Origin of the sequence: uncultured Helicobacter sp. (assembly GCF_949282165.1) — a bacterium.
Taxonomy (GTDB): domain Bacteria; phylum Campylobacterota; class Campylobacteria; order Campylobacterales; family Helicobacteraceae; genus Helicobacter_F.
The window spans coordinates 37,290-58,659 of record NZ_CASDOV010000004.1; the positions used below are offsets into that span (position 1 = coordinate 37,290).

20 protein-coding genes are annotated in these 21,370 nt (G+C 47.3%); 6 read left to right on the plus strand and 14 right to left on the minus strand.

Going from position 1 to position 21,370, the window contains the following annotated elements:
* Positions 1 to 3: 3 nt before the first annotated feature.
* The 5 genes from ACH2BK_RS03450 to ACH2BK_RS03470 all read right to left on the minus strand — a co-directional run bounded on the left by ACH2BK_RS03450 (position 4) and on the right by ACH2BK_RS03470 (position 4,887).
* On the minus strand, positions 4 to 888 hold the full coding sequence (locus ACH2BK_RS03450) for a UbiA prenyltransferase family protein (protein ID WP_394994900.1): 885 nt from the start codon (positions 886 to 888) through the stop codon (positions 4 to 6).
* A 124-nt stretch (positions 889 to 1,012) separates the two neighbouring features.
* Positions 1,013 to 1,138, minus strand: coding sequence for a hypothetical protein (locus ACH2BK_RS03455; protein ID WP_394994903.1), 126 nt, complete (start codon positions 1,136 to 1,138; stop codon positions 1,013 to 1,015).
* Positions 1,135 to 2,343 carry a lipid IV(A) 3-deoxy-D-manno-octulosonic acid transferase gene (gene waaA, locus ACH2BK_RS03460; RefSeq protein ID WP_395002108.1) on the minus strand — a complete coding sequence of 403 codons (1,209 nt, stop codon included), beginning with the start codon at positions 2,341 to 2,343 and terminating at the stop codon, positions 1,135 to 1,137. The genes ACH2BK_RS03455 and waaA overlap by 4 nt, the downstream gene beginning before the upstream one ends.
* Positions 2,344 to 2,384: 41 nt before the next feature.
* Positions 2,385 to 3,461 (minus strand): dihydroorotase, encoded by a 1,077-nt coding sequence (gene pyrC / locus ACH2BK_RS03465; protein ID WP_395002186.1) that lies wholly within the window; start codon positions 3,459 to 3,461, stop codon positions 2,385 to 2,387.
* 22 nt (positions 3,462 to 3,483) lie between these two features.
* The gene (locus ACH2BK_RS03470) at positions 3,484 to 4,887 is read right to left on the minus strand and encodes a phosphomannomutase/phosphoglucomutase (protein WP_395002109.1); all 1,404 of its coding nucleotides are present in this window, start codon (positions 4,885 to 4,887) and stop codon (positions 3,484 to 3,486) included.
* A 140-nt stretch (positions 4,888 to 5,027) separates the two neighbouring features.
* Here ACH2BK_RS03470 and hisC point away from each other — a divergent pair, with 140 nt between their 5' ends.
* Genes hisC through dxs form a run of 5 tightly spaced genes read left to right on the plus strand, consistent with a single transcriptional unit; the run spans position 5,028 to position 11,596 of the window.
* Entirely contained in the window at positions 5,028 to 6,119 is a 1,092-nt protein-coding gene (gene hisC / locus ACH2BK_RS03475; protein ID WP_395002110.1) for a histidinol-phosphate transaminase, read from the plus strand.
* Positions 6,120 to 6,132: 13 nt separating this feature from the next.
* On the plus strand, positions 6,133 to 7,845 hold the full coding sequence (gene fliF / locus ACH2BK_RS03480) for a flagellar basal-body MS-ring/collar protein FliF (protein WP_394994913.1): 1,713 nt from the start codon (positions 6,133 to 6,135) through the stop codon (positions 7,843 to 7,845).
* A gap of 16 nt (positions 7,846 to 7,861) precedes the next feature.
* The gene (gene fliG / locus ACH2BK_RS03485; RefSeq protein WP_395002111.1) at positions 7,862 to 8,893 is read left to right on the plus strand and encodes a flagellar motor switch protein FliG; all 1,032 of its coding nucleotides are present in this window, start codon (positions 7,862 to 7,864) and stop codon (positions 8,891 to 8,893) included.
* Complete coding sequence (fliH, locus tag ACH2BK_RS03490) at positions 8,880 to 9,698, plus strand: flagellar assembly protein FliH (protein WP_395002112.1); 819 nt, start codon at positions 8,880 to 8,882, stop codon at positions 9,696 to 9,698. Before fliG ends, fliH begins: the two co-directional genes overlap by 14 nt.
* Before the next feature lie 11 nt (positions 9,699 to 9,709).
* Positions 9,710 to 11,596: a 1-deoxy-D-xylulose-5-phosphate synthase gene (dxs, locus tag ACH2BK_RS03495; protein ID WP_395002187.1), complete on the plus strand. Its 1,887-nt coding sequence runs from the start codon at positions 9,710 to 9,712 to the stop codon at positions 11,594 to 11,596.
* Between the two features lie 251 nt (positions 11,597 to 11,847).
* Here the strand turns inward: dxs and ACH2BK_RS03500 are convergent, their stop codons facing one another.
* The 9 genes from ACH2BK_RS03500 to ACH2BK_RS03540 form a co-directional block, all read right to left on the minus strand.
* Positions 11,848 to 11,970 (minus strand): hypothetical protein, encoded by a 123-nt coding sequence (locus ACH2BK_RS03500; protein WP_394994921.1) that lies wholly within the window; start codon positions 11,968 to 11,970, stop codon positions 11,848 to 11,850.
* Positions 11,971 to 13,167: 1,197 nt separating this feature from the next.
* Positions 13,168 to 13,629, minus strand: coding sequence for a DUF4149 domain-containing protein (locus ACH2BK_RS03505; protein WP_395002113.1), 462 nt, complete (start codon positions 13,627 to 13,629; stop codon positions 13,168 to 13,170).
* Positions 13,630 to 14,802 carry a cell division protein FtsZ gene (gene ftsZ / locus ACH2BK_RS03510; RefSeq protein WP_394994929.1) on the minus strand — a complete coding sequence of 391 codons (1,173 nt, stop codon included), beginning with the start codon at positions 14,800 to 14,802 and terminating at the stop codon, positions 13,630 to 13,632.
* A 15-nt stretch (positions 14,803 to 14,817) separates the two neighbouring features.
* Entirely contained in the window at positions 14,818 to 16,239 is a 1,422-nt protein-coding gene (ftsA, locus tag ACH2BK_RS03515; protein WP_395002114.1) for a cell division protein FtsA, read from the minus strand.
* Between the two features lie 10 nt (positions 16,240 to 16,249).
* Positions 16,250 to 17,740, minus strand: coding sequence for a SurA N-terminal domain-containing protein (locus ACH2BK_RS03520; protein WP_394994935.1), 1,491 nt, complete (start codon positions 17,738 to 17,740; stop codon positions 16,250 to 16,252).
* Between the two features lie 125 nt (positions 17,741 to 17,865).
* Positions 17,866 to 18,864, minus strand: coding sequence for a Holliday junction branch migration DNA helicase RuvB (ruvB, locus tag ACH2BK_RS03525; protein ID WP_395002188.1), 999 nt, complete (start codon positions 18,862 to 18,864; stop codon positions 17,866 to 17,868).
* Positions 18,865 to 18,882: 18 nt separating this feature from the next.
* Positions 18,883 to 19,674: a 3-methyl-2-oxobutanoate hydroxymethyltransferase gene (panB, locus tag ACH2BK_RS03530; protein WP_394994938.1), complete on the minus strand. Its 792-nt coding sequence runs from the start codon at positions 19,672 to 19,674 to the stop codon at positions 18,883 to 18,885.
* Positions 19,662 to 20,534, minus strand: coding sequence for a prolipoprotein diacylglyceryl transferase (lgt, locus tag ACH2BK_RS03535; RefSeq protein ID WP_395002115.1), 873 nt, complete (start codon positions 20,532 to 20,534; stop codon positions 19,662 to 19,664). Before lgt ends, panB begins: the two co-directional genes overlap by 13 nt.
* Positions 20,535 to 20,885, minus strand: coding sequence for a hypothetical protein (locus tag ACH2BK_RS03540; protein WP_394994944.1), 351 nt, complete (start codon positions 20,883 to 20,885; stop codon positions 20,535 to 20,537). It abuts the gene before it with no gap.
* Between the two features lie 293 nt (positions 20,886 to 21,178).
* On the opposite strand from ACH2BK_RS03540, the gene ACH2BK_RS03545 reads away from it, so the two are divergent.
* The gene (locus ACH2BK_RS03545) at positions 21,179 to 21,313 is read left to right on the plus strand and encodes a hypothetical protein (protein ID WP_395002116.1); all 135 of its coding nucleotides are present in this window, start codon (positions 21,179 to 21,181) and stop codon (positions 21,311 to 21,313) included.
* The last annotated feature ends 57 nt before the right edge of the window (positions 21,314 to 21,370 follow it).

Sequence of the window (21,370 nt, forward strand, 5' to 3'; positions counted from 1 at the left end):
TCCTTATACTTTAAAATACACAAGTCCCACAAAGCACACAAGCCACAGCAAGATCACGATTTGCAAAAATCTATCGGTAAGTAGGATTTTAGAAGGATTGGAGCTGCGCTCCTGCACAAAGGTAATCTGTAAGTAGCGAAAGATTCCAAGCAGCACGAACAACGAGGTAAAATACAGCTTATCCGTGCCAAACCTCTGCTCCACCGCCTCATCGATACTATAAAAGATATACGCCACCATCACGAGCGAAGCCGACACGCTCATCGCCACATCAAGAAACGCACGATTGTAGGATTCTATATTTTGGCGCATTTTCTGCCCGCTCTTCTCAAGCAGGACGCAGTCATCGCGCCGCTTAGCCAAAGCCAAAAAGAGTGCTAGAAGAAAGGTAACAATCACAATCCAATGTGAAAGCGGGATAGAGAAGCAAATCGCCCCAATCCAAAGGCGCAGGATAAAGCCAAGCGCAATGATAAACACATCGACAATCGCGATATTTTTAAGCCAAAGGGAATAGAGGATATTAAGGATTACATAAAGAATAACGGGAGAAAAAATCGTGGCAGGAGAGGAACTCATAAGTAATGCCCCCCCCCCGAGTGCTAAAATGAGCATAAGCCAAGCGCCCGCTCTCACGCTCACTCTACCGCTTGCGATGGGGCGGTGGCGTTTGGTGGGGTGGAGCCTGTCATAACGCCTATCGATGATATCATTGAGACAATACACGCTACTACACACCAGACTAAAGCCCAAAAACACGCCCACCGCCACGCGATAGTCAATCTCCCACATACCATAAATATTAAAGGCAAAAAACAATGGCACGAAAATAAAGAGGTTTTTACTCCATTGGTAAGGACGCGCAACGCGCAGTAAATCTCGCAACATAATTTCTCGCTTTTGGGGTTTGTGGGCGAAGTGTAGCTCACAATCTCTAAGGCTTTGCTGAAAGCCAACTACACAAGTGCTTGCCTTGTTTGAGCAATAAAATCTATGCAAACGCCACATCGCATTAATGAGGCGGTGGCGTCAAATGCGATTTGGATTCTAAAATGTAGCGAGCGCGTAAGCGGAGGTATGGGGCTTTGCTCGCATTGCCATACACAAGCTTGCCGCGCAAAACCTGCACTAACATCATACAATCAGCGTGAGAATCTCCTCGAGTGCATTCGCACGAAACTCCACGCTCGCAGGCGGCAAGCCCTCATACTCCAAAAGCGTGTGTGTGAGCTCGCTAGATTCTATAAGTTTGGCATTTTGCACGCACGCAAAGAGGGCTTGTTGGTTAAAAATATGCTTACCACTGATGAGCCTTGTGCCAAAAAACGCTGGCTCTAGCGGGTTATGCCCGCCCACTTTGGGCACGAGCGAGCCACCAAGCACCACGACATCACTTATGGCATAGAGATTGACAAGCTCCCCTAGCCTATCTGCCACGATAATCTCGCCCCTAAGCTCGCTGCCAAACTCGCTTAGCCGAGTAACCTTAAGCCCCATTTTGCTAAGCATCTCACACACACTCCCAAATCGCTCTGGATGGCGCGGGGCTAAGATGAGCTGGGCGTGCGGATAGACTCGCTTAAACTCCACAAAACTCCGCACCACTACCTCCTCCTCGCCCTTGTGCGTGCTAGCCCCAAGCACGATGAGCGGCGCGCTCTTGTGATATGCTCTGCTTACCTTTGGGGGATTGAGCATTTTGAGATTGCCAAACACGCTGACATCACGCGCACCGAGTGCTTGCAAACGCTTTTTGTCCTTGCGACTTTGGGCAAGCACCATATCGATATTTGCAAAAATGCCTTTATAGAATCTCCCAAATCGCTCATAGCTTTTTTGGGATTTATCCGAGATTCTGGCATTGAGCAAAAAAGTCTTTGCACGCGTGGATTTGGCGATAAAAAATAGCATTTTCCACAGCTCTGCCTCCATCACCACGAGGCTTTTTAGATGAGTGAGCTTCCTGCGCCACAGAGGCAAAAAAATCTCAAAGGGCAAAAACTTCACGCACACCTGCGCTGGGAATGCAGCCCTAAAGAGCTTGTGCGCCTCTGCATAGCCTGTGTGGGTAATCGTGGTGATAAGCACAAGCGGTGGCTTTGGGCGATTAAGCAATGCTATGATGATGGGCTCTAGCGATTTCACCTCCCCAAAGGAGCACGCGTGAAACCAATACTGCGGCTTAAAGGGCAGCTTAAAATGCGCGCCAAAAAACCGCTGCGGGATAGAATCTTTATGCTTTGCCCGCAGCACGCTCGCCACTAAAAAGGGCAGAGCCACGATATACACGATAATACAAAGCAGCATATACACATAGGGAAAATGCAGATAATACCTCTTCACAGCCTTCCTTTAATGCAGTTCATAGCGCAATCAATGCGCCTCTAGCCTATCTGCCTAAAAGCGCACCTTTTGCCACCAAAAAGCACGCTAATGGCGTCATTTTCACACGCAATACTTTGGGGTATCTCCCACGCCTGTGGTGTGAGTTTCACAACCTTGCGCTTATCGCGCAATACAGAATCTAGCGCGTAATTTTTGCGCGCATTATCACTCACAAAGCTCTGGAGATTCTCTAGCTTGTCATAATGCGCAAACACACTCGCTAGCACACTTAGCGCAACGGGCGCAGAAAATATCCCTCCCGGGGCGTGCGCGGAGTATTTTTTGCTCCGTAAATGCGGCGCAGAATCTGAGCCAAAACTCACCTTTGGGTGCGCGCTCAACGCACACAGCAGCAGTGCGTCTCGATCGCTTGGTGTCTTTAGCATAGGCTTGCAAAATAAATCGGGCTGCATCAAGCCACCTAGCACATCATCAAGGCTTAGCAATATATGGTGCAAAGTCAGCGTGGCGTAGAGGTTTTCATACTTCTCTAGGCTCTCTAGTGAGCGCCTATCACTCATATGCTCGATGATGATTTTTAGCCGTGGGAAGCTACGCGCCAAAAACTCATACACTGCCAAAAACTCAAACTCGCGCTCCATACAATAGCCATTGCTCTCGCCGTGGATTGAAAGCATAAAGCCCAAATCCTGCGCTAAAGAGAGAATCTCAAGGATTTTCTCGCTCACCACTTCGCGCACGCCATTTTGGCTGCCTGTGGTTGCGCCCTTTGGGTAGAGCTTGAGGATTCTAATCCCCTGCGCGCTGGCTTCCTTAAGCTCCTCTAGGCTTAGGTTTTCGTGCAGATACAAAGTCATAAAGGGCGTGAAATCCTCACTAAGACGCATTATCTCATCACGATACGCCACAGCCAAGGCAGTAGTAGTGATAGGGGGATTGAGGTTTGGCATCACCACACCAAGCGCAAAACTGCGTGCGCTAGAGGGCAGCACAGATTCTAACATCGCGCCCTGTCGCAAATGTAAGTGCATATCAAGCGGATTGAGTAGCTCTATATCCCCAAACTCCCTAGATTGCGTAAAATCCTCAAAAAATCGCTCAAAAAACACGCTCATCGTTACTGCTCCGCCTATGCGCTCATTGACATTGTGCAAGGAGATCGAGCATTTTTTGTTTATAGAGCATTGCGCTCTCTTGGGAGCGCGCCTCAAAGCGACTCACAAGCACGGGCGTGGTATTGCTCGCACGCAAAAGCCCCCACCCATTCTCAAACACCACGCGCAAACCATCGATATCAATCACTTTAACAATCTTTGGAAAGTCGCTTGGTGGATTTGCCAAACGCTCCTTAAGCTCGGCGATAAGGGCGAATTTGCGCTCCTCTGTGGTGGCGATTTTCTCCTCTGGAGTGGAAAACATCTTAGGCAGGGCAGCGATTTGGGATTCTATCTCTTGGGGTGTGGCTTTGATAAAGAGCTCTAATGCCCTAAATGCTGAGTAAATCGCATCGTCATAGCCAAAATACCGCTCTTTAAAAAAGATATGCCCGCTCATCTCCGCGGCGAGATGAGCCCCTAGCTCTTTAAGCTTAACCTTGAGATTAGAATGCCCAGTTTTATACATCACCGCCTTGCCGATTTTGTCAATCTCATCATACATTATACTTGAGCACTTCACCTCGCCGATAACAACAGGCTTAATCCCGCGGCTTGCCATCTCACGCGCAAAGAGTATGGCGAGCTCATCGCCCTTGTAGCTATAATTTGTGCTCAGCAGTGCTAGCCTGTCCGCATCGCCATCAAAGGCAATGCCTATGGGGATTTGCTGCTGCGCCATAGTGGTTTTGAGATCGTGGAGATTTTCCTCCTCGCTTGGATCTGGGTGGTGGTTAGGGAAAGTCCCATCTGGCTCGAAATACAAGCCCTCATACTTGATATGTAGATTCTCTAGCACTTGCTTTATCGCCACGCCTGCCACGCCATTGCCACAATCAACCGCAATAGGATAGGGAAAATGCGCGAGATGGCTAAACTGCTCGCTTAAAAATGCAATGTAAAAATCTAGCGCGGGGAGCTTGTGAGAATCCTTGCTAGAGGGGATAAATGGGTGTGAATCTAGCTGCGTGATGAGCTCCTGCCCAAGCTCCCTTATCGCCTCGCCATAGAATGGGGCATTTTGTAGAGTAATCTTAAAGCCGTTATACTCAGGGGGATTGTGCGAGCCTGTAATCATTACAGAATTTTTGCACTGCACGCCATTGATGGTATTATAAGTGGCAAAATACGCCACGGGCGTGGGGATAAGCCCAAGATCATATACCTCTATATCAGCGTTTTCAAAGCCACTTTTTAGCCACCCAAAAAGTATCGGGGAATGCGTGCGTGCGTCCATACCGATACTCACACTTCTTTCCCCAAGCTTTTTAAGTCTCTCGCCCAAAAGCCTGCCGATATTAAACACCACATCTTGCGTGAGATCCTGCCCAAAAATCCCGCGTATGTCGTATTCTCTAAAGATTTTTTCCACTTCCTTTGTGCTCATAATTTGCTCCTCTGTCTCACTAAGAATTTTGAAAAAAATTTTACAAAAACTTTAGCAGAAATGCGATACAATTTGCCAAGTTTTGGCGTTTATTTTGGAAAAACCACTGCGATTTTTGAGATTTTTGTGTAAGGATTAAGATGCGATTTAACCCCGTGTTGCGAGATCTCGCTTCCTACGAGGCTGGGAAACCCATAGAATTAGTAATGCGTGAGTATGGTATAAAGCGCGAAGATATCATCAAGCTCGCAAGCAATGAAAACCCTTATGGCACTTCTCCACAAGTCTTACAATCCATACGCCTTGAGGATATGAGCCTCTATCCTGATGACTCCTATTATGAGCTAAAAGACGGCTTAGCAGCGCACTATGGCGTGGATTCTCAAAACATCATCATCGGTTCTGGGAGTGATCAAATCATAGAGTTTTGTATCCACGCATTGCACAAAGAGGGGCTTAAGATTCTGCACGCGGGCGTTACTTTCGCAATGTATGGAATCTATGCCAAACTCTATGGCGCACAAGTGCTAAAAACCCCCGATAACGCGCACAATCTCGCGCAGTTTTTAGAATCTTACCAAGCCCACAAGCCCGATATTATCTTTTTGTGCGTGCCTAATAACCCGCTAGGGGAATGCCTAGAATCTAAGCAGATAGAGGACTTCCTCGCACACATTAGCCCCGATACGCTCGTAGTGATAGATGGCGCGTATCAAGAATACGCCGCCTACAAAGACAGCGCAAGGAGTATCAATCCCGCACATTTTATCAGCACATATCCCAATGTCCTCTATCTAGGCACCTTTTCAAAAGCTTATGGACTAGGCGGTATGCGCGTGGGCTATGGCATAGCCCAAGGCGAGATTATTACCGCCTTGCACAAGGTGCGCGCACCCTTTAATATCACAACGCTAAGCCTGCAGGCAGCCATCAGCGCGCTTAAAGATCAAGATTTCATCCGCTCCTGTGTCCAAAAAAACTTCGAGCAAATGGCACGTTATGAGGAATTTGCTAGGACGCAGGGAATCGAGTTTATCCCCTCATACACCAATTTCATTACCTACCACAGCGAGCAAATTGAGAGCACTAAACTCTGTCAATGGCTTTTAGAGCGCGGGGTTATCGTGCGTGATTTGGCGAGCTATTCTCTAAATGCCTTTAGGATAACCATCGGCACGCAAGAGCAAAACACGCGTGTCCTTGCGCTTTTGCAAGAATACCTTGGGCGATAGCTAGGAGTGCGGTGTGAATTTGCAACTCATCTTAGAGCAAGTTTCTAAAATCCTTGGACGCATCAACAAAAAACAGCGCATTATTATCCTTGCTACCATCGTGGTGCTCATATCTTTTGTTACCTATCTCGTGCTTTTTAGAGTGGATACCAAAAACGAATACGAGGGCTATTCTGTGCTTTTTAATGGCATAGATCCCGCCGATAGCGCGCTGATTTTACAGAATCTCCAGCAAAACAAAATCCCCTATAAAATCCCCACGGATAACACAATCCTAATCCCAAGTGATAAGGTCTATGAGCAGCGCATAAATCTCGCCTCGCTTGGAATCCCAAAGCAGGGCAAAAAGATAGGCTTTAGCGATTTTATCGAGAACCAAAACCTCGGCGATACGGATTTTAGAGAACAAACCAAATACCAACTAGCCGTGGAGGGAGAGCTCACAAAGACAATTGAGAGTATCACGGCTATCGAGAGCGCGAGTGTGCTCATCGCCCCGGCAGAAAAATCCGTCTTTAGCAAGCAAAATATCCCGCCAACAGCCTCGGTGAAGATTCAGCTAAGGCAGGGTATGGATCTCACCCAAGCCCAAATCATAGGTATCAAAAACCTCGTAGCTGCCGCAGTTACCAACCTCACGCCAGATAGGGTAAAAATCATCAACCAAGATGGCGATTTGCTCGGCGAGATTAATGAGTTTAGCGAGCCATCAGGTATGATAAAACTCGCGGAATTGCAGCGCAAATACCAGATGAATATCGAAAAAAATTATGAGCACAAAATCATCGAAGCACTCAAAGCCATCGTGGGCGATGAAAGCAGGGTGCGCGCGCAAGTAAGTATGGAGTTTGACTTTAGCCAAGTCAAGCAAACCCAAGAGCTCTTTGGCAACAATGTCGTGGCGGCACAGCGCAACATCGAGGAGTATGAGAAGGGCTTGCGCGAAACTCCCATAGGTGGCGTGCCCGGTGTGGTGAGCAATATCGGACCTGTGCAGGGGCTTGATGACAACAATATCCTTAATGAGAAGCGCAAAACCGATGAAGCCACGAATTTTGTCGTGGATAGGACAGTGAGTGAGATAAAGGGACCTATTGGCACATTAAAGCGCATAAGCACGGGTGTGGTGATTGATGGGACTTATCGCGAGATAATCGATGAGGAGGGCAACAAACGCCTAGAGTATGTCCCTCGCAGCGAGCGCGATCTCAAAGAGATTGAGGATATTGTCAAGGGCGTGATTTCTTTTAGCGAGGAGCGAGGAGATTTTGTCAAAGTCTCAAACTTCGAGCTAAACGCTGCCACGGCTAATTATCGCCCAAAAGATTCTTGGGAGAGCTTTTCAGAGCAGGTTGAAAAATACCTAGGACCATTCCTGCCACTTATCAAATACTTCATCGTGGCAATCGTGCTCTTTATCTTTTACAAAAAAATCGTCGCGCCCTTTGCCGAGCGTATGCTAGAAGTGCAGGAGGAGGAAGACGACGAGGTGGAATCCCTCCTGCGGCTTGATGAGGATGACGATGAGGATCTCAATAGATTCAGTGAGCTGCGCAAGCGTGTGGAGGATCAGCTAGGCATAGGCGGTGGATTCAATGAAGATGAAGTGAAGTATGAGGTGATTTTGGAGAGAATGCGCAATGTGATTTCTGAAAAGCCCGAGGAAGTCGCCTCGCTCTTCCAAACACTCATCAAAGATGAGCTAGAGATCAACGCAGCTTCATAGCCCAAGGAGAAGTGATATGGCGATTAACCTTACCCCGCGTCAAAGAGCCCAATACGATGAACTCTCTATGTCGGAGAAAATCGCGATTTTGCTCATACAGCTAGGCGATGAGATCACAAGCGAGATATTCCGCCATCTTGATATAGATTCTATCACCGAGATTTCTAAGCAAATCGCCCAGCTTGGCAACACCGATAAGAGCATTGGGGCGGCGATACTAGAGGAATTTTATGTAATCTTCCAATCCAACCAATACATTAATAGCGGTGGCTTGGACTACGCGCGAGACTTGCTAATTAAGGCATTGGGACCAGAGGCTGCCAAGGCGATTTTGGACAAGCTCGCCAAAACTATGCAATCTGCCAAAAACTTCGCCTATCTCGCCAAGGTGCGCCCGCAGCAGCTTGCGGACTTTATCATCAACGAGCACCCCCAAACCATCGCCCTAATCCTCGCGCATATGGATCCAAGCTCTGCGGCGGAGACTTTGGGGTATTTTTCTGACGATTTGCGTGCGGAAGTGGCGATTAGAATGGCAAACCTCGGGGATATCTCGCCAAATGTCGTTAAAAGAGTTTCAGCAGTGCTAGAAAACAAGCTAGAATCTCTCACGAGCTACAAAGTCGAGGTGGGCGGCACGCGCTCTGTGGCAGAGATGTTTAACCGCCTAGGGCAAAAGGCAGCCAAGGCGACTATCGCGCATATCGAGCAAATCGATGAGCAGCTCGCCACTGAGATCAAAGAGATGATGTTTACTTTTGAGGATATCAACAAGCTCGATAACAACGCCATTAGGGAGATTCTCAAAATCGCAGACAAAAAAGATCTCACGCTCGCACTCAAATCGGCTAATGATGATCTCAAGCAAAAATTTATGGCAAATATGAGCCAGAGGGCAAGCGAGCAGTTTATCGAGGAGATGCAATTCCTCGGGGCTGTGAAAGTGCGTGATGTAGAAAATGCCCAAAGAAAAATCGTCGAAGTCGTGCAAACCCTATCAGAGCAGGGCTTAATCCAATTAGGCGAACAGGACGATGTCATTGTTTAATCAAGAAAATATCATCGGCACACAGAGTGCGCATAATCACAAAATCAGCAAGTATGAGTTTAAATCCATCACGCAGCCTAGTGATGTCCAAGCAGTGCTAGAGCAGGCAGCAGTGCCCCTGCCCCAAGAGAGCGCGCCGCAGCCACCGCATACAGAGGCACCAAAAGCCCCGAGTTTAGAAAAAGAACTCATCGATCGCCTTTTGCAAAAAAGCGATGAGCTTTCAGATTCACTAGCCAAGCTCCAATTGCAGTTTGAAAAAGCCCAAGAGCAGGCACACGCGCAGCTTAGCACCGCCAAAGATGAGGCTTACAAAGAAGGTTATAACCAAGCAAAAGAGGAGATTAAATCAGAAATACAAGATGAGTTTAACGCCCAAAAGAAAATCTTAGTAGATTCCATCATCACGCTAGAAAACGCGCTCAAAGATTCCCAAACCCATCTCCAAAATCTCGAAAAAGAGCTAAGTGCCATCGCGGTGGATATCGCAAAAGAAGTGATTGTCAAAGAGATAGAAGAAAATAGCCAAAAGATCGCACTCGCGCTTGCCAAGGAGCTTTTGGGCTCTATCATAGACGCCACCGATATCACACTCAAAGTCAATCCACAAGACTATCTCTACCTTAAAGAGCAGCTAGAGAGCGCGCAAAAAGATGGAATGCAAAAAATCACTATCCTCGCTGATGATGCGCTCAAACCCGGCGGGGTAGTTATCATCAGCAATCAAGGCAATATCGATGGGAGCATTATGACGCGTTATAAAAATATGAAACAATCCATTTTAGACAATATGAGAGAGATATGAACACCCTATCTATGCAGCTACAAAACGCAGAGCAGGCAGCCAAGGCACTTTTAGATTCTAAATCCGTGCGCGCGATGAATCTCGCAGAGCTAGAATGCCTAGCCCAAGGAATCCGCGCCAAAATCCTGCACACAGTGAGCAAAAACGGCGGGCATCTAAGCTCCACGCTCGGTGCGGTGGAACTCATCGTGGCTATGCACCATATTTTTGATTGCAAAAGCGATCCCTTCATCTTTGATGTCAGCCACCAAGCCTACGCGCACAAGCTCATCACGGGACGTTGGGATAGCTTCTCTAGCCTGCGCACCTTTGGGGGGATTAGCGGATTTTGCAACCCTTCAGAATCTAGCGATGATTACTTCATAGCTGGGCATAGCTCGACTTCTATATCGCTAGCTGTGGGTGCTGCCAAAAGCTTTGCGCTCCAAAAAAGTGCGCGTATCCCAATCGCGCTCATCGGCGATGGTGCGCTTAGCGCGGGGCTTGTGTATGAGGCGCTCAACGAGCTTGGGGCGCGCAAATACCCCGTGATTATTATCCTTAACGACAACGAGATGAGTATCGCAAAGCCCATAGGCGCGATTAGCAACTACCTCTCGCAAGCCTTTGCCTCCCCTGCGTATCGCTCTATGCGTGCAAAAATCAAAAAAGCACTCTCGGTAATGCCAGAATCTGCCTCATATCTCGCCAAAAGACTTGAAGAATCCTTTAAACTCATCACGCCGGGCTTGCTCTTTGAGGAGTTGGGGCTAGGCTACATAGGACCTATTGATGGGCACAATCTCGAGCTTATCATCTCGACTTTACAAAAGGCAAGAGAGCTAAGCGCACCCGTGATTATCCACGCACAAACCACCAAGGGCAAGGGCTATGAGATCGCTGAAGGACGCTTTGAAAAGTGGCATGGCGTTAGCCCCTTTAACCTTGATACGGGCAAAAGCACCAAAGCCCCAAGCGACACGCCCACACCCACACAGACTTTTAGCAGCACGCTTTTGCAAGCTGCCAAGGCTAATCCAAAAATCGTGGGCGTCACCGCCGCTATGCCCTCTGGCACGGGGCTAGATGCGCTCATCACGCACGATCCCCATCGCTTTTGGGATGTAGCCATAGCCGAGCAGCACGCTGTCACCTCTATGGCGGCTATGGCAAAGGAGGGCTTTATCCCCTTTGTGGCGATTTATTCGACATTTTTGCAGCGCGCCTTTGATGAGATTGTCCATGATGTGAGCATTATGAGTATGCCGGTGCGCTTTGCTATCGATCGGGCGGGGATTGTGGGCGAAGATGGCGAGACGCACCAAGGGCTGCTAGATATCGCGTATTTGCGCGCTATCCCGCATATGATCCTCTTTGCGCCGCGCGATAATGCCACACTTGCCAAAGCCATAGAGTTTGCCATAGCCTGCGATCACGCTCCGAGCGCGTTTCGCTATCCGCGCAATGCATTTGTCTTACCCAATGGCGAGTTTAGTGAGTGTGCCTTTAGCTTGGGCAAGGCAGAGATTTTGCAAAGTGGCAAGGATATTTTGCTCATCGGCTATGGTAATGGCGTGGGAAGAGCGTGGGCATGCTCGCTCGCGCTGCAGGAGAGGGGCTTTGCGCCCACTTTGCTTGATTTGCGCTTTCTTAAGCCCCTAGATACGCAGATTCTCACAGAGCTTGTGTGTGCGCACGATTATGCGTTTGTCTTTAGCGATAGTTATTATTTGGGTGGCGTGGCGAGCGCGATTATAGAATCCCTCCTACAAACCAACGCGCGAGAGCATATCGCCAAAATCGTGAGCTTTGAAGTGCGCGATGCGTTTGTGCCACACGGCAGGAGCGATCTAGTCGAGCAGTCCCTAGGACTAGACACACACTCCCTTGTGCAGGGCATACTCAAAGCCCTGCGATGATATTTGCCTTGATACTTGCTTTGAGATGAGGCTGCTTAGAGCCTCGCCCTAGATTCTAGCTTTGGGACGCGATACCAAGGCATTTTTAGAATCTAAGATTTAAAGCCTTAGATTTAGAATCTACTCTCACAGATTCTAAGCCATTACAGAATCTAGATTGAGAATTTTAGAATTCATCCTCACGGATTTAAAAAGCAATCAAGATTTAAACTAAGGCAGATTCTAAACCACGCACACAATCCAAAGTAGATTCAATAGAAAGTAAGTTTAGAATCTAAATCGATAGATTCACAATCTAGGGAAAATATAGAATCTAGTTTCAATGCTTTAGCTTCAAAACCAGAATCCACCTCCATAGAATCTAAAACACTCACACAATCTCCCCCACTTCAAAAAATTTGTGCAAGGCTTTGCCCAATTTAAATAATGGGACGCGTGAGCGCAATGCCTAAGCGCAATTGTAAAATTGCGCCATTAATGCAGCGCAAAAATCAAATAAAATGTGTAGCGCGCAGCGCATATCTCGCCCTTGTCGTGTGTGTTAAAGCATAAGCTCCTTTAGAAAAATGCTAAAAATGCAGGAGTGCGTTTTTAGTATTTTTCTAAAGAAACTTCGTTTTCTAAAGAAGCTTACGCTTTGTCTAGACAAGGAAGTAGCGAGGCTCTCCTGCCAAAAGATATACTTTGTGGCTGCGCAAAAAGAGCCAAAGGCTTGCAAGCTAAGCCACAGCAAAAAGCAGCACTTTATCTTTTTGTGGGCTAAAGGAAACAGGGAGGGGATAACACCCCTTTTATTTTGCGATACACAAGATTCAAAGAAACAAAGAAGTATCCGTGAGAATGTGACTCTAAGAGGCTAGATTCTAAATTTGTTTTAGATTCAGAATCTAAATCGCCAAATCTAGATTCTGAATCTAATCTGATAGATTCTATCTTTGCTCATTCTCTAGAATCTCTTTGGATTCTGTGCTCTCTAGATTCTGTGTGTGAGAATCTGCGAGGATGTGTATCGCTTGTTTTTGCAAGAGGGGGAGCGAGGCTTAAAATGTGCAGGTAGGGCTAAGTGGCAGCCTAAGTGCGCGAAGTCGCTCCTCCTCATTTTTTACAACTTAGGCGGGCGGGTAAGCACTCTCTAGCTTCCCCCACCCCGATTGAGCTTTTTATCGGTGCGTTCCGCACACTGAATCTATCTAATTGGATTTTTACGCTGCATTAATGGCAGAATCTATTGGTATAGATTCTGCTTAGGTCTTGCGCTATCGCGCCACATTATTTAAATTGGGCAAAGCCTTGATGAGGTTTTTTGAAGTGGAAGATTCTATGGTTGTTTTTAATTTAGTTTCTGAATCTGTTGAAGTGGATTGTGTAAGTGTCTTAGGTTTTGTGTTTTAATCTCTGAATCTAAAACCTAAGCTCTGTGGAGTTAGATTCTGCAAAGGCTTTAGAATCTATACTTTGTTTTTGTAAAACTTGAATGGCCTTCTTTGTGGATTGTGTAATTGGCTAAAATCTGTAACTTGCTTTTGTGAATCTTGTGAGATTCTCTAAAGGCAAAATCCTGATTTACAAACCTAAGCCCTAAAGAGCTTAAGGCATTTTGCGACAAAGAGCGCAGCGAGGCTAATGGTTAGAATCTTAAACACCACCACACTTTGGAAATGCATAGATTCAAACTCCGGAGTGCTGGCATCTGGAGCAGCTAAGATATAGGGCATATAGTAGAGATTAAACAACAAAATCATAATAACACTCACACCCGCACTAAGCATAATAATAATCCCGGAAGTGCGAAAAAGTCGCGCCGCAAAGAGCTCAAAGACAAAAATCACCATTCCCACGATATAAAGCAAATAAGAGAGCTTCTGAAAAATAAGTCCCATCAAAACACCGCTCTGCTCCTTTGTGATGGGCATATCCAAAATCGCATCGGCTTGAAAAATGATGGGCGCACTCATCGCACCACACGCTACCATCGCCCCGACACACACCCCAAGCAGGAGCAAATACGCTGAATCTATACCGCGGAATGCCATCTAGTCTTGTCCTTGGCGTATGAAAGTGGGCATATCGTAGTGAATCTCTGTGATCCCATCGCCTCCTGAAGCACGACGGATATCCCTACTCTGCGAGAGTGATGAGGGGGTAGGCGCGCTAGAAGTCATCTTGAGATTTTCCACGCTCTCTTGGGCTATAGAAGATTCTATCACCTCATCGGCAAAGCCCGTGGCGATAAAGGTAATGCGGACATAATCCTCCGGAAAACTCTCATCGCCATAAACTCCGCATTTATAGTCCGTATCCTCTGTCGCGTATTCGCTAATCCTCTCAAGCACTTCATCGATTTCCTCTCGAGAATAATCCGGGTGGATCTCTAAGCACACGATGATTCCCTTAGCATTGGTTACATTGATATTGCCCATCATCTCGGAAGCAAGTGCGTTATTGAGCGCCTCATTTGCAGCATTACCACCCTGCGCCTCGCCCATACCCATAACCGCAAGTCCCTTGCCACCCATAATGTTTTTAACATCGGAGTAATCAATATTCAAACTTCCGACAGATCCGCCGCCCAAAATGGTGTTTGCCAACCCCTTGACTGCGTTAGAGAGCACGCTATCGACTTTCGCCATAGCCTCTCTGTTGCCTATGCCACCTTTGGCAGAGATTCTGTCATTTGGTATGATGATGATACAATCACTCTGATCTTTGAGCTCCTTTTTGCCCATCTCCGCGACTTTGGCGCGCTTTTTGCCCTCATACTTAAAGGGCGTGGTGGCAATGGATATGACTAAAGATCCCATCTCCCGCATCACTCTAGCGATCACGGGTGCAGCTCCTGTACCTGTCCCGCCGCCCAAGCCCGTGGCGATAAAGACGATATCATACCCCGCGAGCAATTCTCTAATCTCCTCTTCACTCTCCACCGCAGCCTTTTTGCCCTGCTCTGGATCTGCGCCCGCACCCAAGCCCTTAGTAGTCTTTTTGCCTAATTGGAGTTTAATGAGTGCTTTATTGTGTCTAAGATGCTGGGCATCGGTATTTGCCGCTACAAGCATCACTTCGGGGTGTATGCCATGGGAGATGAGATAGTTTATCGTGTTGCACCCACCACCGCCTACGCCGATTACTGCGATACTACCGGGCTGCTTCTCTGGCATCTCGATAGCAGTTCCAATCTCTTGAATATCCAAAATATTGCTCTCCATCACCTTATCCTCGTGTTAAAATAATTGACTCAACCATCTCCAAAAGCGCCTGATGGGATTCTCGCCTCCAGCTTGGGTATGATCTGCCTCTACATCGGCGCTTTGGGTTTTTTGTTTAGCCCGTGGGGGCAAAACCTGCTTTTTTATCTGCAAATCCTGCACATTCCCCTCTTGATGATTGTTATACGCAGGAAGGTTGCTTGCAGCTTTTTGCACGCCGTGGTTTTTGCGCATTTTGATGGTGTTTTGCATCGTGAGCTCGTAATTGGTAAAATGCCCCGCAGCATAGAGCACAAGCCCCACTGCAGTCGCCATCTCCAAATCCTTTAGTATATCAAACGCACCATCTATGCCCGCAGGAGTGCCTATCCTCACGGGCAGCGGGTGCATAATGTTTTCTTGATGCAAATACTGCTCGAGATTTTTGAGCTTAGTCATACCGCCCGTGATGACGAGACCACCGCCTATCTGATCGCGCATCTCGCTGCGCTCTATGATATCTCCTAGCACTTCAAAAGTCTCACGCACGCGTGCCTCGGCGATTTTGTGCAATGTCGTAACCGGAATGAGCTTGTTTTCGGCATCTTTGCGAGAGATATTAAGCCCTCTTTGTGCATCGCCCTCTTGGACTATCATATCGACATACTCGACTTTGAGCTTTTCTGCCACCTCACGCGTAACGCCTAGCACTTGAGCAATATCTGAAGTGATATGGGCTGATCCTACGGGGAAGTAATTCCCATAGCACATCGACGCACCGCTATACATCATCATATCGCAAGTCTGTGCGCCCATATCGATACACACCACGCCCTGCCTGCGCTCCTCTGGTGTGAGGGCAGCGATGGAGGAGGCATAAGAGCTAAGCACAATATCCTCGACTTCAATCTCGCAATTTGTGAGCACCTTTTTGAGCGTTTCCACCACGGCTCGCTTCGCCATCACGACATACGCAAAACACTCCATATTTTCGGCATTCATAGAGAGCGGATCCTCGATGGGCACATTATAATCTTTGACCACGAATTTATAAGGCAGGACATGGATAGCTATATAGTTTCTCTCAAGCCTCGCGTTATACACGCAGTTTTTCATCAGTCGCTCAATATCTTTGAGCTGAATCTCACCGCGCTCTGCTGCTATATTGACGACTGCACTTGTCTTGGTGTATTCTACATACGCGCCCGAGATGGATACAGTCGCCTTTTTTGCCTTCACACCCGCCATATTGGTGGCTTTTTCGAGGGCTATTTGGAGATCCGCACTCACTTGCTCGATATTGGTGATAATCCCTTTTTGCACGCCTTGGGACTCGCACACGCCCCAACCCATAAGGCGAGGCGCACCAGCAGTGCGTTCTGCGATAAGTGTGTGAATCTTGCTCGAGCCGATGTCGATGGCTAGAATGATATTGTTAGGATTAAAGTTTTCTTGCATACACGCTCCTCTACTCAAGCTCCATAAAAATCTTTGGCGGATAGTGCTTGTTGAGATAATCGCCAAAAAGCATCATATACGCCTGCTGCTTAAAATACCCACTCACCGAGCCCAGCCCTTGCGGCGTGCCTAGCTTTTGATCTGTGATTTTATACAAGAGCATTTTTTGTCCCATCGGCAAAAATCCACTTTTAGATTCAGATTGGAATATCTGCCCTAGTGCCTCCACAAACTCCATCGGGTTTATACCTAGATTCACAATCTTCTCAATCTGTGCCTGCGAGAGAGAATCTAGCGACCAAAAGCCTATGTCCATACCCTTGAAGCTATTCACTTCCTTTTGTGCGATCTCGCGCAACACCTCTGCCTGCTTAGTAGCCACCACTTGGGCTTTTGCCTCATCTTTTGCTTCCTCATAAGCCTTTGGCTGCGCTGGAATCTTATTGATAATCTTTAGTATCACATACCCATCATCTTGCTCGATGGGCTTCAGTGTTTGTCCTTGCGTGGCGTTTTTGAGCGTTTTTATCGATTCAGCCCCGAGCACGATGCCCTGTGTCTGCGCAAAATCCTCATCAGCAAGCTCGATTGCGACTCTCTCGCCCTTTAACTCCCCGTCTTTAAAGGGCGCATAGCTCCTGCTCGCACTTTTCCACGCCTGCTCTTTGCGCTCTATGCTCGCAATCTCCTCTTTTATGGATTCAAAGGCGGGGATATTGCCATTTTCATCGGCAAACGCCCCCTTGCTAGTTTCATAACGCTTTTGCACATCTTCTTGTGTGATGGCTTGATCCTTGGCGAGCACCCGCACATATTCTAGCTCCACTCGCTCGGGCTTTAGCCACTGCGAAGTGCGCTGCTCCCAATACGCCCTAATCTCCTCATCACTCACTTTAATCTTTGGAGCTTCCAACACCTTGACTTCAAGCCTATCCTCTATCCCCGCTGGCAGAGCTAGGCTCAACTCCTCTGCCCTAGAGGGCGCGCCCACCATAGACAAAAACCCCGCAAATACCTTTTGGGCTAGGATATTGTTTTTTAGCTGCTCTTCATAATTCTCTGTGCGTAGCCCCATAGAGCGCACGATTTTTTTATACATCTCATCGCTAAAGACGCCATCTACTATGAACGCCTCGTCCTGACGCAGAGCCTCAAACACCTCCTCATCGCTCACCTGCAAGCCCAAATCCTCGCCAAATGCGCGCAATTGCGCTTGGGCGATGAGCTTTTGGAGTGCTTGTATATGCAGCCCCATAGCCTTTGCTCGCGCCTCGTCAAAGTCCCCTTGTAGCTTTTGCATTTGCTCGTTATACAGAGCTTGGTATTGCGTGCGATACTCGCTCATACTGATTTTTATATCGCCCACACTAGCCGCCCTATCGGCACTAAGGCTAAATCCGCCGCCACCCCAAGAGATCGCCCCCGCACCGATAAAAGCAATCGCACTAATCCAAATCGTGATCACAAGCCACTTTTTATGCCTTTGCATCCAAGTTATCATTACACAAAACCTTATGGAATCTAAAAATTTCAAAATAGCGGATTCTACACCAAATACGCTTTAAATTGGATTATTTACTACATTTTTTACAAAAATCTTAGCAAGCGCGGCGCAAAATACGCAAACTAAAAAAGCGTGTTTGACTGCGGGAATTTGAGCAGCTCATATGTCTTATGCGTGGCAATCCTCCCTCGTGCGGTGCGCTCCACATAGCCATTTGCCAGCAAATAGGGCTCGATAACATCCTCAATCGTGCCTTGATCCTCACTTAGCGCAGCCGAGAGGGCGTTTAGCCCCATTGGTTTGCCGCGATTTTCTGCCAAAAGCTCCAAATAGCGCAAATCTAAGCTATCAAAGCCCAAATCATTCACACCTAGCTGCTCTAGCGCATAATGCGCGCGTTTGGCAGTGATACTCTGCTCCTTTGCCACTTGGGCATAGTCCCGCACGCGTCTTAAAAGCCGCAGCGCAATCCGTGGCGTGCCACGCGAACGCTTGGCAATCTCCTTGCTCGCGGGGGCGTCTATGTGTGTGTTGAGCTTGGCACTCGCCATTTGCACGATTTTATCCAGCTCATCTATGGAGTAAAACTCCATTCTAAAATTCATACCAAACCTATCGCGCAGGGGGTTTGAGAGCATTCCTGCGCGCGTGGTTGCCCCGATGAGTGTGAATCTAGGCAAATCGATCTTTAGCGTTTGGGCAGCCGGTCCCGAACCGATGATAATATCAAGCCTAAAATCCTCCATAGCTGGATAGAGAATCTCCTCTATCGCGGGGCTTAGGCGGTGAATCTCATCGATAAATAAAATATCGCCATCACTTAGATTTGTCAAAATCGCCGCCAAATCACCGCTTTTCTCAATCATCGGCGCGGCAGAAACTTTGATATTTGCCCCCATTTGGTGAGCGATGATATGACTTATAGTCGTTTTGCCAAGCCCGGGCGGTCCAAAAAACAAAATATGATCCAAGCAGTCATTGCGCAGTCTCGCAGCCTCTATAAAAACTTGTAGATTTTTTTTGATACTCTCTTGCCCGATATATTCCTCCCACACGCTAGGGCGCAGGCTGCTTTCATTATCCTCAAACTCTATGCTCTCTACTTCCACCACGCGCTCAATACTTAGTTTTTCCATACCTTAGTAGCTTTCCTCATTATTTGGAAATGTCTTTGCGCGCACATCATCGACATATCGCTGCATCGCTTTACCCAAAAACTCCCTGCCATTGGCATAATGGCGCACAAACTTGGGCTTAAACTCGCTAAAAAACCCAAACGCATCACTCCATACTAAAATCTGCCCATCACAATCCACTCCAGAGCCTATGCCAATCGTTGGCACACTCACTTGTTGCGTGATTGTAGCAGCGACCTCCTTTTTCACACCCTCTAGCAAGATTCCAAACGCCCCCACGCTCTCTAATTCTTTAGCAAGCGCGATGAGCTCCCTCGCCTCCTCCTCATACTTGCCTTTGATCTTATACCCGCCTTCAGCGCGCACTGATTGGGGCTTTAGTCCGATATGGGGCATAATCGCAAAGCCCTCCTTGATAAGAGATTCTATAATCCCTATCTTATCGGCATTCACCTCGAGCTTGAGGGCATCGCAACGCGTTTGTGTATAAAACTTTAGCGCGTTTTTGAGTGCCTCATTGACATTATAATAACTCCCAAAGGGCATATCCGCCACGATGAGCGCACGCCTAGCCCCAGCGCACACCGCCTGCGTGTGATATATCATCGCATCCATACTAATCCCAAGCGTATCGCTGCTAGCATTAAAGCTCATATGCAAGCTATCCCCTACTAAAATCATATCCGCATACTCATCAAAAATCTGTGCCATCAGCGCGTCATAGGCAGTGATTGCCACGATTTTTTGGGCATTTTTTTTGTAATTTTTAAAAGTAGAGAGCGTTATTTTTTGCATTTTTTTCTCCTTTTGTTTGGGGGTTTTTGAGTATATAGCAAAAAAAACAACAGCCCCGCGCCCACAAACATCACGATACTTAGAATCTGCCCCATCGAGAGCCCCAAAGTGCCATAATAGCCCATCTGTGAATCCGCCTCCCTAAAAAACTCACACACAAAACGCGCCAATGCATAGCCCATACCATACACCACACTCAAATACCCATCTTTTTTACAGAATCTAAACGCCCACGCCATAAGCACAAACACCACTATCCCTTCCAAAAACGCCTCAAAAAGCTGGCTAGGATAGCGCAACTCCCCATCGACTAAAACCCCCAAAAACGCTAGCACAGAATCTGCCTCTATCACGCGCCCAAAAAGCTCGTGGTTTAAGAAATTGCCAATCCTCCCGAGCACATACGCAAGCGGTATGGAAAATGTCGCCAAGTCCAAATAGCGCAACAGCGGCTGATTTTTGAGCCTACAAAACACAATCGTAGCAACTAAAAACCCAATCACACCCCCGTGGTAGCTAAATCCCGCAATTCCTACAAACTCGCCCTGTGCGTTGAAGGGATTAAAAATCTGCCAAGGATGAGTAAGATAATACACCCCATCTCCATAGATGAGCACATACCCAATCCGCGCGCCCAGTATCACGCCCACCTCTGCCCATACGAAATAACTCTCTAGGCTTTTAGATTCTATACCAAAGCGCGCAGGGAAGCGTCTGAGCAAGAACGAAGCGATAAAAAGCGCCAAAAGCAGCGCGCCCACATAGCACAGCCCATACCAATGCACCTTAAAGCCAAAGAGCTCAAAGGCGATGGGATCAAAGCTCTCATAAAAGAGATTCCACGCGCTTAGCTCCCTCACTCACTCCTCCTCTTTTATCTTAATCACAAACAAATCCACCAAGTCCAAATCCTCAAAAAACGCAAACATACGGAAGCTATCTACGATGATCTCGAGGGGAAACTTATCATAAAGGCGCAGCTTGCACAAAAAGCCTAGCACATAGGAGCTTAGTGGGTGGGAACGCACGAAGTAGATTCTAAACACATCGCCTTGCAAGCCATATTTGCCCTCTTTGTCGTTGCTAGCAAACGCCTGTATGTAGCACTCTAGCTCTTGCTTAAAATCCAAAAACGCGCCATAGCTCTTTATCTTGCCCACGATTTTTATTGCTTGTATGCCATCTTGCAAGGCTATTTTTGAAATCTCCACTAATTAGCTCCATTCGCTCTGTATGATTATCCTGTGTGATTCTAGTCTCTATGATTTTGCGCGCAAATTTTGTAGGATTGTAGCAGGAGATACTTTAGAAAACCCAAAAAACAAATGCCACCCCCCACTCTTTTCCCTCTGCTATTTGCATAACCTCACGCTTTGTTAATCAACCACGCCATCGCGCTCATTGCTTATATCGTGCAAAGCCTTGCTTGGGTTTTGGTGTTGTGGATTGTGTGATTGTTTTAGAATCTGCGTTGTTTGGAGCTTAGTTATGTGTTTGTGAATCTGTGGGGAGATTTGTAGATTCTGTATTGCTTAGATTCTGTCTTTGTGCGTTGTTTAGAATCTTTTTAGATTCTGTAATTGCTTTAGAATCTGTGGAGCTAGATTCTGACTTTGCTTACTTTTTAGAATCTTTTTAGAATCTATGATTGTTTGTGAATCTAAGCAACTCACACAATCCCCTACTTCAAAAACTT

Excerpts from the sequence above, each read along its gene's own strand:
- ACH2BK_RS03470 (WP_395002109.1), bottom strand. The coding sequence starts at position 4,887 with ATGAGCACAAAGGAAGTGGAAAAAATCTTTAGAGAATACGACATACGC.
- hisC (WP_395002110.1), top strand. The coding sequence starts at position 5,028 with ATGCGATTTAACCCCGTGTTGCGAGATCTCGCTTCCTACGAGGCTGGG.
- fliG (WP_395002111.1), top strand. The coding sequence starts at position 7,862 with ATGGCGATTAACCTTACCCCGCGTCAAAGAGCCCAATACGATGAACTC.
- ftsA (WP_395002114.1), bottom strand. The coding sequence starts at position 16,239 with ATGCAAGAAAACTTTAATCCTAACAATATCATTCTAGCCATCGACATC.
- ACH2BK_RS03505 (WP_395002113.1), bottom strand. The coding sequence starts at position 13,629 with ATGGCATTCCGCGGTATAGATTCAGCGTATTTGCTCCTGCTTGGGGTG.
- ACH2BK_RS03450 (WP_394994900.1), bottom strand. The coding sequence starts at position 888 with ATGTTGCGAGATTTACTGCGCGTTGCGCGTCCTTACCAATGGAGTAAA.
- dxs (WP_395002187.1), top strand. The coding sequence starts at position 9,710 with ATGCAGCTACAAAACGCAGAGCAGGCAGCCAAGGCACTTTTAGATTCT.
- pyrC (WP_395002186.1), bottom strand. The coding sequence starts at position 3,461 with ATGAGCGTGTTTTTTGAGCGATTTTTTGAGGATTTTACGCAATCTAGG.
- ACH2BK_RS03455 (WP_394994903.1), bottom strand. The coding sequence starts at position 1,138 with ATGATGTTAGTGCAGGTTTTGCGCGGCAAGCTTGTGTATGGCAATGCG.
- ftsZ (WP_394994929.1), bottom strand. The coding sequence starts at position 14,802 with ATGGAGAGCAATATTTTGGATATTCAAGAGATTGGAACTGCTATCGAG.
- ACH2BK_RS03520 (WP_394994935.1), bottom strand. The coding sequence starts at position 17,740 with ATGATAACTTGGATGCAAAGGCATAAAAAGTGGCTTGTGATCACGATT.
- panB (WP_394994938.1), bottom strand. The coding sequence starts at position 19,674 with ATGCAAAAAATAACGCTCTCTACTTTTAAAAATTACAAAAAAAATGCC.
- fliH (WP_395002112.1), top strand. The coding sequence starts at position 8,880 with ATGTCATTGTTTAATCAAGAAAATATCATCGGCACACAGAGTGCGCAT.